Origin of the sequence: Streptomyces kunmingensis (assembly GCF_039533535.1) — a bacterium.
Classification (GTDB): Bacteria; Actinomycetota; Actinomycetes; order Streptomycetales; family Streptomycetaceae; genus Streptomyces; species Streptomyces kunmingensis.
The window spans coordinates 106,143-118,938 of sequence record NZ_BAAATS010000018.1 but is presented as its reverse complement, the minus strand read 5'-3'; the positions used below and the strand labels follow the sequence as shown (position 1 = coordinate 118,938).

General features: G+C 72.0%; 11 protein-coding genes. 7 read left to right on the top strand and 4 right to left on the bottom strand.

All coding sequences use genetic code 11. The features are described from left to right. Positions 1-41: 41 nt before the first annotated feature. On the bottom strand, positions 42-728 hold the full coding sequence (locus ABD366_RS22175) for a spermidine synthase family protein (RefSeq protein WP_324766398.1): 687 nt from the start codon (positions 726-728) through the stop codon (positions 42-44). Positions 729-925: 197 nt separating this feature from the next. Here ABD366_RS22175 and ABD366_RS22170 point away from each other — a divergent pair, with 197 nt between their 5' ends. Next, positions 926-1,714 carry a rhomboid-like protein gene (locus ABD366_RS22170; RefSeq protein ID WP_411293618.1) on the top strand — a complete coding sequence of 263 codons (789 nt, stop codon included), beginning with the start codon at positions 926-928 and terminating at the stop codon, positions 1,712-1,714. Positions 1,715-1,880: 166 nt separating this feature from the next. On the opposite strand, the gene ABD366_RS22165 is transcribed toward ABD366_RS22170, so the two are convergent. Further along, positions 1,881-2,540, bottom strand: coding sequence for a GNAT family N-acetyltransferase (locus ABD366_RS22165; protein ID WP_324766397.1), 660 nt, complete (start codon positions 2,538-2,540; stop codon positions 1,881-1,883). A 190-nt stretch (positions 2,541-2,730) separates the two neighbouring features. Between ABD366_RS22165 and lon the strand changes: the two genes are divergently transcribed. Continuing rightward, on the top strand, positions 2,731-5,148 hold the full coding sequence (gene lon / locus ABD366_RS22160; RefSeq protein WP_324766396.1) for an endopeptidase La: 2,418 nt from the start codon (positions 2,731-2,733) through the stop codon (positions 5,146-5,148). A gap of 191 nt (positions 5,149-5,339) precedes the next feature. Here the strand turns inward: lon and ABD366_RS22155 are convergent, their stop codons facing one another. After that, the gene (locus tag ABD366_RS22155) at positions 5,340-6,161 is read right to left on the bottom strand and encodes a lysozyme (protein ID WP_324766395.1); all 822 of its coding nucleotides are present in this window, start codon (positions 6,159-6,161) and stop codon (positions 5,340-5,342) included. 294 nt (positions 6,162-6,455) lie between these two features. Here ABD366_RS22155 and ABD366_RS22150 point away from each other — a divergent pair, with 294 nt between their 5' ends. Next, positions 6,456-6,956, top strand: coding sequence for a MarR family winged helix-turn-helix transcriptional regulator (locus ABD366_RS22150; RefSeq protein ID WP_411293621.1), 501 nt, complete (start codon positions 6,456-6,458; stop codon positions 6,954-6,956). A 62-nt stretch (positions 6,957-7,018) separates the two neighbouring features. On the opposite strand, the gene ABD366_RS22145 is transcribed toward ABD366_RS22150, so the two are convergent. Next, positions 7,019-7,807, bottom strand: a complete 789-nt coding sequence (locus ABD366_RS22145) for a protein phosphatase 2C domain-containing protein (RefSeq protein WP_324766393.1) — start codon at positions 7,805-7,807, stop codon at positions 7,019-7,021. Between the two features lie 686 nt (positions 7,808-8,493). Between ABD366_RS22145 and ABD366_RS22140 the strand changes: the two genes are divergently transcribed. Genes ABD366_RS22140 through ABD366_RS22125 form a run of 4 tightly spaced genes read left to right on the top strand, consistent with a single transcriptional unit; the run spans position 8,494 to position 12,788 of the window. Further along, entirely contained in the window at positions 8,494-11,289 is a 2,796-nt protein-coding gene (locus tag ABD366_RS22140) for a nitrate- and nitrite sensing domain-containing protein (protein WP_411293617.1), read from the top strand. After that, a complete protein-coding gene (locus tag ABD366_RS22135) occupies positions 11,286-11,777 on the top strand; it encodes a roadblock/LC7 domain-containing protein (RefSeq protein ID WP_324766391.1) in 492 nt (163 codons plus the stop codon). The genes ABD366_RS22140 and ABD366_RS22135 overlap by 4 nt, the downstream gene beginning before the upstream one ends. Continuing rightward, the gene (locus ABD366_RS22130; protein WP_324766390.1) at positions 11,774-12,178 is read left to right on the top strand and encodes a DUF742 domain-containing protein; all 405 of its coding nucleotides are present in this window, start codon (positions 11,774-11,776) and stop codon (positions 12,176-12,178) included. The genes ABD366_RS22135 and ABD366_RS22130 overlap by 4 nt, the downstream gene beginning before the upstream one ends. Next, the gene (locus tag ABD366_RS22125) at positions 12,159-12,788 is read left to right on the top strand and encodes a GTP-binding protein (RefSeq protein ID WP_324766389.1); all 630 of its coding nucleotides are present in this window, start codon (positions 12,159-12,161) and stop codon (positions 12,786-12,788) included. The genes ABD366_RS22130 and ABD366_RS22125 overlap by 20 nt, the downstream gene beginning before the upstream one ends. Positions 12,789-12,796: the final 8 nt, after the last annotated feature.

Here is a 12,796-nt window from a genome sequence, read left to right as displayed (position 1 = left end):
GGGTTTCGGACGTCAGCGTACGGGGAGTTACCGCCGGTCGGCTACGCGGCCCGTACTGCGAGGTGCACCACGTCGGGTACGCCTCGGACAACGGGGATCTCTTCGGTGCGGACCGCCCGGAATCCGGCATTCCGCAAGGTTCCTTCGAAATTTGCGGAGGGCTGTGCGGACCAGACGGCCAGTACCCCGCCGGGGTTGAGGCGGGCCTGGCAGGCGGCGAGGCCCGCGGGTGAGTAGAGGCCCTCGTTGTCCTCGGTGACGGTCCAGTCCGGGCCGTTGTCGATGTCGAGGCAGAGGGCGTCGTACGTGACGGACGCCTCGTGCAGGTGGCGGACCAGATCGGCCTCGATGATCTCGGTGCGGGCGTCGGCGACGGCCTCGGCGGAGAGGGGGCGCAGCGGCCCGTCGAGGTGCCAGTCGATGATGGCGGGTTCCCGCTCGATGACCGTGATGCGGCCCCAGTTGGGGTCCGCCGCGGCGTGGGCCAGGGAGAATCCGACGCCCAGACCGCCGATGAGGAGGCTCGGCCCGGACCGGGTGGGCGGGAGCGCGGCCAGCGCCGCGTCGATCAGGAGCCGCTCCGAGCGGCCGTCGGACGTGTCCATCAGGAACGTGCCGTTGGCGATGATCTGCAGCAGAGCGCCGTGGCGGCGCAGGACGACCTCGCCGAAGGGGCCGGTACGGCGGTCCAGGACGGTGGGCATTTCCGTGACAAAGCTGTCGGGCATGTGGTCATTCTGGTGGGCCGGAGCGGTGGGTTCGAGGCGGACGCCGTCGACGTCCGGGAGGTTGCTGTGAAACTGGTCACATGTGGCGCCTGTCATGGACAGTGGCGGCGGCCGGACCGAAATCTGGGATAGATCTTCAGGGACGGAACTGGGCGAAAGGGAGCTGTGCGAAAGGGTTGCTGCACGGGGAGGCAGGCGTGACGGCCGACGTCGAGACGGTGCCCGCACCTGGGGTCCGGCGTCCGGAGACCGACGTCGAGACGGTGCCCGCACCCGAGGTCCGGCGCCCGGCGGCCGGCATCCCGGCGCAGCCGAGCCCCCCGCCCCTGGAGACCGGGCCACGCCCGCGCCCGAGGCGTGCGCGGCTGCGGCGGCTGCTGCCCACGCCGACCGGGACCCCTTTCACCTTCGCGTACGCCGTCGTCCTCGCCGGCACCTCGCTGTTCATGGAGTTCGCGGACCCGGACACGGTCTCCGCGGCGCTCCGGGCGTCCAGCACCGACGTCACGCACCTGGCGCACTCGCCGGTGCTCGTGCTCGGGGCCAGCGCGCTGTGGATCGCGGGCGGCGTCATGTCCCCGCTCGTGGTCGCGTTCGTGGTCGTGCTGACCGCTCTGGAGCGGCGCACGGGCGGGCTGCGCACCGCCGGTGTCTTCCTGCTCGGCCATGTCCTGGCGACCCTGGCCACCGAGATCCCCGTGGGCCTGTCGGTGATGGCCGGCCACCTTCCCCAGAGCTCGCTGCACCGCCTCGACTACGGCATCAGCTTCGGCGTCGCCGCCAGCATCGGGGCGCTGGCCGGGCTGCTCACCCCATGGCCGCGGTGGCTGGTGCTCGGCGGCTTCGCGGCGATGCTGATCGAGGACCTGGTCGCGTTCACCGACCCGATGACGAACTGGGGGCATCTGCTGGCGCTGGCCGTCGGCGTCGGGACCTGGCCCCTGCTGCGCCGCAGGGTGCCTGGCCGGTCCGCTCGCCGTGGGTAATGCCCCGGTGGGGCGGGTGCGGCACCGTCGTGGCTGGTCGCGCAGTTCCCCGCGCCCCTGAAAGGCGCACTGCGTGCGCCCTCATGGGGCTGCGGCGGAGCCGCATGCTCCAGGGGCGCGGCTAACTGCGCGACCAGCCCCCACCGGCCCGCAGCCGCATGACCCCTCAGCCCACCGCCCCAAGGTGCTTCGCGTTGGTCAGCGGCGCCACGACGTGCCAGCCCACCGCCTCATAGAGCAGGCGGCCCTCAGGGGTGCAGGCGAGGACGGCCCGGGTGGCGCCCTGAGCCGCGGCGGCCGCGTGCAGGGCGGCCATGACCACCCTGCCGAGGCCCCGGCGGCGGTGGCGTAAGGACGTCTCGATCTGGTCGACGACCGCGCTCGCGCCGGTCGGGGCGACCTGGCCGCGCGCGGCGAACGCCCCGTCCGCGTCGGTGACGAGGGCCCGGACGACGCCGCCGCGGCTCCAGGTGCGCAGCCGGTAGCCCGGGGGGACGGCCGGTCCGGCGGTGGGCACCAGGGCCGTCGCCATCAGGAAGTCGCCCGAGCCGTACGGCTGCCACGCGGGGCCGAGCCACGGCAGGACGCGCTCGGGCTCGGCGAAGACCTTGAGGTGGAAGGCGCGGGCGCGCGTCGACTCGGCGGCCTTGCGGACGTCGTCCTCGCGCACCCCGTCGTTGACGGCGCCGAGGACGTGCCGCCCCGGCTGCTCCGGCAGGCCCACATGGACCGTGTACCCCCAGGGTTCGACGAGCGGGGGAGCCGCCCCGCGCGACACGACCCAGCCGTCCACCCAGTCGCGTACGAGATCGGCGTCGCCTGCCATGAACACACCCCCGGTGGGAGAGAGACCCGATAGGGCCCCCGTAATAGTCACTGGCGCTGTTCGCACCTTACGGGGGTCCATTTCTGCTGGGACAGGTGCGATCGCTGAGAGCGAACACGTGGCTGGGAACATTCGGAGGCGCTCGAGCATTGAGTCGACATAGCTCAACTTGACTGCCGAAGGGGAGATCATGGCTTCGACGTCCACACCGCTCACCCTGCCCGTGCTGCCGCTCGACGACGAGGTCGTGCTGCCCGGCATGGTGGTGCCCCTGGACCTGAACGACACGGACGTCCGCGCCGCGGTGGAGGCCGCCCAGGCCGCCGCCCGATCCAGTGGGGACAGCAAGCCGAAGGTGCTGCTTGTTCCGCGCATCGACGGCACGTACGCGAACACCGGTGTGCTCGGCACCGTCGAGCAGGTCGGCCGCCTCGCCGACGGTGACCCCGGCGCCCTGATCCGCGGCCGCGGCCGCGTGCGGATCGGCGCGGGCACCACCGGACCCGGCGCCGCCCTCTGGGTGGAGGGACTGACCGTCGCGGAGGAGGTGCCCGAGCCCCTGCCCGGCGCCGTCACCGAGCTGGTCAAGGAGTACAAGGCGCTCGCCACCAACTGGCTGAAGAAGCGCGGCGCCTGGCAGGTCGTGGACCGCGTCCAGCAGATCGACGACGTGTCCGTCCTCGCCGACAACTCCGGATACTCGCCCTTCCTCACCACCGACCAGAAGATCGAACTCCTGGAGACCGCCGACCCGGTCGCCCGCCTCAAGCTCGCCACCGAGCAGCTGCGCGAGCACCTCGCCGAGCAGGACGTCGCCGAGTCGATCGCCAAGGACGTACAGGAAGGCGTCGACAAGCAGCAGCGCGAGTTCCTGCTGCGGCGCCAGCTCGACGCGGTCCGCAAGGAACTGCGCGACCTGAACGGCGAGGCGGAGGGCGAGGAGTCGGACGACTACCGCGCCCGCGTCGAGGCCGCCGACCTGCCAGAGAAGGTCCGCGAGGCCGCGCTCAAGGAGGTCGAGAAGCTGGAGCGGTCCAGCGACCAGTCCCCCGAGGGCTCCTGGATCCGCACCTGGCTCGACACCGTCCTCGAACTGCCGTGGACCGAGCGGACCGAGGACGAGTACGACATCAAGGGCGCCCAGGAGATCCTCGACGCCGAGCACGCGGGCCTGGAGGACGTGAAGGAGCGCATCACCGAGTACCTGGCCGTGCGCAAGCGGCGCTCCGAGCGCGGGCTCGGCGTCGTCGGCGGCCGTCGCGGCGGCGCCGTGCTCGCCCTCGTCGGCCCGCCCGGCGTCGGCAAGACCTCGCTCGGCGAGTCCGTGGCGCACGCGATGGGCCGCAAGTTCGTCCGCGTCGCCCTCGGCGGCGTCCGCGACGAGGCCGAGATCCGCGGCCACCGCCGTACGTACGTGGGTGCCCTGCCGGGCCGCATCGTGCGGGCGATCAAGGAAGCCGGGTCGATGAACCCGGTGGTCCTGCTCGACGAGATCGACAAGGTCGGCTCCGACTTCCGCGGCGACCCCGCCGCGGCCCTGCTCGAAGTCCTCGACCCGGCGCAGAACCACACGTTCCGCGACCACTACCTGGAGGTCGAACTCGACCTCAGCGATGTGGTGTTCCTCGCGACCGCGAACGTCCTCGAAGCCATTCCCGAGGCACTGCTCGACCGTATGGAACTGGTGCGGCTCGACGGCTACACCGAGGACGAGAAGGTCGTCATCGCCCGCGACCACCTGCTCCCGCGCCAGCTGGAGCGGGCCGGTCTGGAGAAGGACGAGGTCACGCTCGACGAGAGCGCGCTGCGCAAGCTCGCGGGGGAGTACACCCGGGAAGCCGGTGTCCGTAACCTGGAGCGCTCTGTCGGCCGGCTGCTGCGCAAGGTGGCCGCGCAGCACGAACTGGGCGAGCGTGAGCTGCCGTTCACGGTGACCGACGCCGAGCTGCGGTCGCTCATCGGGCGGCCGCACCACGTGCCCGAGTCCGCGCAGGACCCGGCCGAGCGGCGCACGGCGGTGCCGGGTGTCGCGACGGGGCTCGCCGTGACCGGCGCCGGGGGTGACGTGCTCTACGTGGAGGCGTCCCTCGCCGACCCGGAGACGGGCGCGGCCGGACTGACCCTCACCGGTCAGCTCGGCGACGTCATGAAGGAGTCGGCGCAGATCGCGCTCTCCTTCCTGCGCTCGCACGGCGCGGAGCTGGAGCTGCCCGTCGCCGATCTGAAGGAGCGCGGCGTGCACATCCACTTCCCGGCCGGGGCCGTGCCCAAGGACGGGCCGAGCGCGGGCGTCACCATGACGACCGCCCTTGCCTCGCTGCTGAGTGGGCGTCTGGTCCGGACGGATGTGGCGATGACCGGGGAGGTTTCGCTGACCGGGCGGGTGCTGCCCATCGGGGGCGTGAAGCAGAAGCTGCTCGCCGCGCATCGGGCCGGGATCACTACGGTGATCATCCCGAAGCGGAACGAGGCGGATCTGGATGATGTGCCGGCCGAGGTGCTGGAGAAGCTGGATGTGCATCCGGTGACGGATGTGCGGCAGGTGCTTGAGCTGGCGCTTGCGCCCGCTTCTGCCCCGGCGGATCTGGAGGTTCCGGTCGCGGCGTGACGGGTGTGGCCGGATAGTGCAGGCCCGGGTTCTCTAGGGAGCCCGGGCCTGCGCGTACCGTCACGGGGCACTGCCCCGGACCCCGGTCCTCAATCGCCGGACGGGCTTGTTTTGACCGGACGGGCTTGTTTTGACCGGACGGGCTTGTTTTGACCGGACGGGCTTGGTTTGGCCGGACAGGCTTGGTTGGGTCAGCCGTTGGCCAGTGCCTGGACTCGGTCCAGGGCGCCGTTGAATTTGTTGTGGTCGCCGACCGTCGGACCGCTCGACGTGTACTGCCAGATCGTCTGGACGCCCCAGCCGGCCGGCAGGGTGCCCACGGTGGAGGCGTAGCGGGCGATCCACAGCGGGTTGGTGGAGCCGAACGCGGCGGAGTTGCCCGTGCACTGGGTCCACCAGCTCGTCGCCGTGTAGATCACGGCGTCGCGGCCGGTGCGCGCCTTGTACTGGTTCACGAAGTCCCGGATCCACGTGACCATCCCGGCCGCCGTCTTGCCGTAGCAGGCGGCGCCGTACGGGTTCCACTCGATGTCGAGCACGCCGGGCAGCGTCCGGCCGTCCCTCGACCAGCCGCCCCCGTGGTCCACGAAGTAGTTGGCCTGCGTGGCGCCGTTCGTCGTGTCGGGGGTCGCGAAGTGGTAGGCGCCGCGGATCATGCCCACGTTGTACGAGCCGTTGTACTGCTGCGCGAAGTACGGGTTCGTGTAGTACGTGCCCTCCGTGGCCTTGGCGTAGGCCCACTTCACGCCGCTGCTCCAGAGGGTCGACCAGGCCACGTTGCCCTGGTGGCTGCTGACGTCGACCCCCTCGGTCTGGGTGACCCTGCCGACCGGGCCCTGGCCGGTGTCGCCGTCGTGCGCGGCCACGCCCATGCCCATACGGGCTTCGCCCCGGGCGGGGACGTCGGCGGCCTGCGCGGCGCTCGGCAGGGTGAACAGGAGGGAGAGGGCGGCGAGCAGGGCGCCGGCGGCGACGCTTCTACGCTTGGGGGTTCCGGGTCTGTGCACGGGCATTGCATGCCTCCATGAAGGCCGTGGGGGACCAGCGCGGCGCTGATCGGGGACCTGTGCCGGGTGTGCGACCTGTCGACATGTCTCTCCGGCGGCACGGCCGGCCGGATTGATAGCGAGCTGGAATGGACATGCCATGCATGACGCTACGCATGTAGACCGGCGGGTGGGAAGAGGGACCGGATGCTGCCGTTGGTCTACTCCTGCGAAATACTGACGGAGCTGCGGTAATGGCGGCAATTGGCGAAAACTTTCAGAACCGGGAAACCCGGGGAAACTCTGGCCATGGGTGCTGACGTGCACGAAGACGGGAACGGCGAGCGGCAGAGCGCCGAACGGGACACGAATTCCGCGCCCGCGCCGACTGGTGTGGACCACGAATTCCTCGCCCTGGAGCGGGAGTTGACGGTATTCCTGCGCCGGGCCCGGGCCTCCTCGGGCGAGATGGCCCGTGAGGTCCATCCGGACCTGGAGCCGGCCGCGTACGGGCTGCTCGTGCGCCTGGAGGAGTGCGGGGCGCAGCGGGCCACCGAACTCGCCGCGTACATCGGGGTCGGCAAGGCCACGATGAGCCGCCAGCTGCGCGCCCTGGAGGACCTCGGCTTCGTCGCCCGTGAACCCGACCCGGCCGACGGCCGCGCCTGGCTCATCTCCCTCACCGAGCGCGGCCGGGCCGACTTCGGGCAGGTGCGGGAGGCGCGGCGCATGAGGTACGTGCGACAGCTCGCGGGGTGGGACCGGGTGGAGGTGGCGGAACTGGCGCGGCTGCTGCACCAGTTGAACGCCGGGGCGGAGTAGATGTTCATCAGCCCCGCCTTGCGGACGAGAGGCAGCGGGGTACGGGGCGGAGCCCCGTGACGCTAGAACTCCGCGTACACCAGCGTCGCGTCGTCGTGGGTTTTGCCGTGTCGCAGATACGTACGGGCCTGCGCATCCGCGTCCTCCAGCGCGCGGACCCGCGCCACCACCGCCTCCGCGCCCTCCTTGCGTATGAGGGCGAACAGTTCGGCCCAGTCGCCCTCGTGGAACTTCTCCACCCAGCGCGTCACTCCGTCGGTCAGCGCGGCCAGTGCCCGGACCTGAGTGCGGGGGAGGGTGCCGGTCACGGCGCGGGTCGCCACCGTGGGGTCGGCGGCCGCGGTGAAGAAGCCGCCCTCCTTGTTGCGTACCGTCGCGTCGGCCACCTCGTCCGAGACCAGGGAGGCGCGCGGGACCCGGTCGAGGCGGTCGTCGAGCAGCACCGACACCGCGCCGTCCGGGGCCTCGACGAGCAGCGCCGAGTCGGACAGCACCAGATGCTCGACCCGCTCCGCGTCCCAGCGGGCCAGGACGACGGTTGCCTGTGGCGTGCGCGGGTGAGAAAGGTCACAGGTCGGGCGGTGGGCGTCGGCGGTGCGGGTGATGGCCGCCGCGAGGATGGAACGCAACGTCATATCCCGGCGTGAAGCGGACAGTTCGGCCAGGGCCGAGCCGAGCCGGGCGGTGAACCACGGGACGGAGTGCAGGCAGCCGTCCTCGGTGGGCGGGGGTGTGACACCGTCCAGAACGACCAGCGATCCGCCCTGTCCGCAGGCCGGAACCGAGATCGACGCGTAGTCCTCGTTCGGGCGGTCGGGGGCGCCGGGTTCGGTGGTCAGTTCGATGCGCATTCGGCCAGTCTGCCTGAGGTCTGCACGGGAGTGGCCGATCTGTGCGGGTTGGCCTGTACCGGCAGGTGGGGCGCCTGTTTTGGGGCGGAATGATCAACTCCGTTGAGGCGTGGCGGGGCATCTTGCCAAAGCCTGTGAAAGACGTCCAACCGGCGCACTGTGGGCGCGTCGGCGCCGGGTCCGGGGAACTTGCTCCCCAACTCCCCCTCGATGTTCACTCCTTCGGGTGGCGGGCAAGGTGATGTGCGCCCCCTGCTCACCGGCACTGGAATGGTCAGGAGCCATGCCAGAGGAGCGCGTGGGTTGACGGTCCGTCACCTGCGCCCATGGGTAGGACGAGTCAGGAATGCGAGCACCAGGTGCGGAACACCTCCGGCGGTAACGGGGCCAGTGGGACGGGTGGGCCGGATGGTGCGGGTGGCTTGGAATCGGCGGCATTGAACCCGGCGGACGCGGGCAGCCCCGGCCCCGACTCCACCGACCCCGTCACCGGGAACACCCCGCAGCCCCCCTCACCTGGCACCACCCCGAAACCTGGCACCACCCCGAAACCTGGCACCACCCCGAAGCCGGCCTCCGTCGAAAGCACCCCGAAGCCTGCGCCCACCTCGGCCGCCGGCGCGCCGCAGCCGGCTCCCGCCCCCGCAGGGAAGGGCAAGCGGGCCCGGGTGCGGAGCCGGTTGATCGTGGCTGTCGCCGTGGTGGCCGCGGCCATCGTGGGGGCCGGGGCGCCGACCATCGTGGCCGCCTCCGGGCGGGTGGGGGAGTCCCAGGGGCTCGTCGACGACGCCGAGCGGACCCAGCAGGCCCTCGCGCTGTCGCACGCGCTGGCCGACGAGCGCGACGAGGTCAGCGCCTTCATCGCCGCGGGACGCCCCAAGGGGCAGGGCCTCAGCGAGGAGCGCAGCGCCCGCGTCGACCGGCAGGTGGACGAACTGCGCGTCGACGCGACCGGGTCCCTGCGGCGCACCGTCGACGATGTCGCCGCCGTCCGCCGCGCCGCCCTCACTGGCAAGGGCTCCGCCCTGGAGGCGCACACCTCGTACTCCAAGGCCATCACGGAACTGCACCGGCTCGCCGAGGAGCTGGCCGACGCGATGCCGCCCCGCGCGGGGTCCGGCGCACACGCCCTCGCCGACCTCGACCGCGCCGTCGACCAGGCCTCCGCCGCCCGCGGCCTGCTGCTCGCCGCGTACGCCGTGCCGGAGCCGACGGACACCACGACCGTCATCGACCCCGTCACGGGGTTGCCCAAGACCGTCGCGAGCGAGGACTCCGCCGAGAGCAAGCGGCGTGACGAGCTGAGCGCCGCCGCCCAGCAGGCCCGCGTCCGCGAACAGGCCGCGCTCGACGACTTCCGCGACTCCGCCCCGGCCGCGTCCGTGACCGCCTACGACTCCACCGTCACCGGGCCAGACGTCACGAAGGCCGACAAGTACCTGACCCGGCTGACCGACGCCCCGACCCTGTCCGAGGACGAGCTGGCCTACGACGCGAAGAGCGTCGACGCCGCACTGACCTCCCGGATCGACGCGATGCGGGGCGCCGAGTCCGCGCTCGGCGACCAGCGCGTCAAGAGCCTGGAGGCGCTGCGCGACGACGACGTCGACGGCCTCGAACTCCGTATCGCGCTGGTCGGCGTCTGCCTCCTCGCGGCCGTCGGCGTCGCCATGGGCACGGCCCGCTCGCTGACCCGCCCGCTCGCCGTGCTCCGCATCGGATCCGCCCGGATCGCCGAAGCCCCGGCCACCGAGGAACCCGTCAAGTTCACCGGGCGCAACGACGAGTTCGCCCAGGTCATCCGCTCGGTCAACGCCCTGCACGCCCACGCCGTCGCCCTCCACGAGCGGCAGGGCACCCTGGAGTCCGACCGCAAGCACCTCATCGGCGAGCGGCAGCGCATGGCCGACGACCGCGACGCCCTGCGCGCCGAACTCGCCGATGCGAGCGAGCAGTTGGAACGCGTGCGGAACTCGATCCACAGCACGTTCGTCAACCTCGCCCTGCGCACCCTCGGACTCGTCGAGCGACAGCTCGGGGTCATCGAGGGCCTGGAGGACCGCGAGCAGGACCCCGAGCGGCTCGCCACGCTCTTCAAGCTCGACCACTTCGCGACCGTCATGCGGCGCCACAGCGAGAACCTGCTCGTCCTCGCCGGAGCCGAGCACGGCCAGCAGCACGCCGGTTCGGTGCCGCTCGTCGACGTCCTGCGCGCCGCCGTCTCGGAGATCGAGCGCTACGAGCGCGTCCGGATCGCCGCGCTGCCGCCGCACGCCCACATCGCCGGGTTCGCCGCCGACGACCTCAGCCACCTCGTGGCCGAACTCCTGGAGAACGCCACGTCGTTCTCGCCGCCCGACGCCGCCGTCGAGGTCTCCGCCTGGCTCCTGGAGAACGGCGAGGTCATGCTCTCCGTCCAGGACGAGGGCATCGGCATGGCCGAGGACCGGATGCGGGAGCTGAACGGCCGGCTGTCCGCCTTCTCCGCCGAGCAGAGCCACGACCCGGAGGACGAGGACGGGCTCGGGCTCGGTCTGTACGTCGTCGCGCGGCTCGCCGCTCGGCACGGCGTGCGGGTCCGCATGCGCGAGCAGAAGCAGGGCGGTGTCGCGGCCGTCGTCGTGCTGCCCACCGCGCTGCTCGCCGCCGCACCCGCCGTGGCGGCGCCGCCGCCCGTGCCGGTGCCGGGCGGTGCCCCCGCCGTGCATCTGCCGGGCTCCGAGGCCGAGGCCAACTCCAACATCCTGGACGGCCGCTCCACGGACCAGCCCCTCACACCGGCCCAGGACCCGGCACCCGCCCCGGACCCGGACGCCCCGGACCCGCTCATCGCCGCAGCCGAACAAGCCGTCCGCGAGGCAGAGGCAGAGGCAGAGGCAGATGCGCAGGCGCAGGCCGAGGCCGAGGCGCGACCAGAGGCAGAGGCAGAGGCAGAGCCCAGGACGGAGGCCGAGTCCGAGACCACCATGGAGCTCGTCGCCCCGCCGCGGCCCGACGACTCCGGCCCCGGCCCACACGAGCACACCCCGGACGAGAGCCCCGCGGAGCCCACCGCCCCGCAGGACCCCGCCGAGCCCACGGCCGCGCAGGACCCCGTCGAGCCCACCGCCGCGCAGAATCCGGCGGAGCAGACCGCCGCGCAGAACCCGGCGGAGCAGACCGCCGCGCAGGACCCCGCGGAGCCCACCGCCGAGGTGCCCGCGCAGCGCTCCCCGCAGTGGGAGCGTGTCACCGACAAGGGCCTGCCCAAGCGCACCCCGAGGGTGACCGCGCCCGCCGCCGCCCCGAAGCCGCGCACCGGCGCCGTCGACGCGGACGCGCTGCGCCGCAGGCTCGGCGGCTTCCACACCGGCGCCCAGCAGGGCCGGCGCGCCGTGGAGGCGGAGATCGAGGACGCGGCGCCCGCGACCCGGACCGGGACCGGGACCCAGGAACGTATCGGAGAAGCCAAGGGGGACTCAGCCGAGGAGGCAAGCAGTTGACTGCGCCCACCCCTGCACTCAACAACCCCGCGCTCAGCAGCGAAGCACGCAATCTGCACTGGCTGCTGACCAATCTCGTAGAGGAGGTACCAGGGCTCCTCTCCGTCGCGGTCGTCTCGTCCGACGGACTGCTCCTGCTCTCCTCCGACCCCGGGAGGAACACCGAGACCCCCGTCGACCGCAGCGGCGGGCCCAAGGGCTCCAGCGCCGACCTGGCCACCATCGTGTCCGGCGTCGGCAGCCTCACCATCGGCGCCGCCAAGCTCATGGACGGCGGCGGCGTCAAGCAGACCATGGTCGCGATGGAAGAGGGCAGTGTCTTCATCATGTCCATCAGCGACGGTTCCCTGCTCGGCGTGCACGCCACCCCCGACTGCGACATGAGCGTCGTCGCGTACCACATGGCGCTCTTCGTCGGCCGGGCCGGGCACGTCCTGACGCCCGAACTCCGCAGCGAACTGCGCCAGTCGATGGAGAGCGCCCGGTGACCAGTCCCAAACTCCCCGTACGAGGCGGCGACAGGAAACCCGCCCGCGTACGCCCCTACTCCCTGACCGGCGGCCGCACCCGCTTCGGGCACGTCCTGCTCGTCGAGACGTTCATCGCGAGCACGGCCGCCATCGAGGGCCCCGACGAGCGCCTCGAAATAGGGAAGGGAACGCTCGCCGGCGTCATGCCGGAAATGCGTGCCATCGTCGAGCTGTGCCGCCGGATGCGCACGGTCGCCGAGATCGCCGCGCTCCTGAAGATGCCCCTGGGTGTGGTCCGCGTCCTGCTGAGCGACCTCGCCGACCAGGGAAAGATCCGCGTGTACGGAACCGGCCACGGCCCGGGCCAGCCGGACCGCGCGCTCCTGGAAAGGGTGCTGAGTGGACTCCGCCGTCTCTGACCTCCTCGCCGGACTTCCCGGCGAGGAGGAGCAGCTGCAGGCCTGGCAGACGGACACCACCCGGGCCCCCGTCGCCACGAAGATCGTGGTGGCGGGAGGCTTCGGCGTCGGCAAGACGACCCTGGTCACCGCCGTCTCGGAGATCGAGCCCCTCCAGACGGAGGCGCTGATGACCCGGGCGAGCGAGGGGACCGACGACCTCACCGCGACGCCGGACAAGACGACCACGACGGTCGCCATGGACTACGGCCGTCTCACGCTCGACGACGACCTGGTCCTGTACCTGTTCGGCACTCCGGGCCAGCAGCGGTTCTGGTTCATGTGGGACGACCTGGTGCGCGGCGCGATCGGCGCCGTCGTCCTCGCCGACACCCGCCGGCTGCCGGACTGCTTCCCCGCCCTCGACTACTTCGAGAGCTGCGGACTGCCGTACATCGTGGCCGTCAACCAATTCGACGGATCCGAGGAGTACGAGGCGGCCGACGTGCGCGAGGCCCTGACGGTGCCGCCGCACGTACCCGTGCTGATCATGGACGCGCGCCGCCGGATATCGGCGATCGAGACGCTGCTCGCCCTGGTCGGCCACGCCCTGGACGTCACGCCCGAATAACTCCGATG

Excerpts from the sequence above, each read along its gene's own strand:
- ABD366_RS22155 (WP_324766395.1), bottom strand. The coding sequence starts at position 6,161 with ATGCCCGTGCACAGACCCGGAACCCCCAAGCGTAGAAGCGTCGCCGCC.
- ABD366_RS22145 (WP_324766393.1), bottom strand. The coding sequence starts at position 7,807 with ATGCGCATCGAACTGACCACCGAACCCGGCGCCCCCGACCGCCCGAAC.
- ABD366_RS22175 (WP_324766398.1), bottom strand. The coding sequence starts at position 728 with ATGCCCGACAGCTTTGTCACGGAAATGCCCACCGTCCTGGACCGCCGT.
- ABD366_RS22165 (WP_324766397.1), bottom strand. The coding sequence starts at position 2,540 with ATGGCAGGCGACGCCGATCTCGTACGCGACTGGGTGGACGGCTGGGTC.
- lon (WP_324766396.1), top strand. The coding sequence starts at position 2,731 with ATGGCTTCGACGTCCACACCGCTCACCCTGCCCGTGCTGCCGCTCGAC.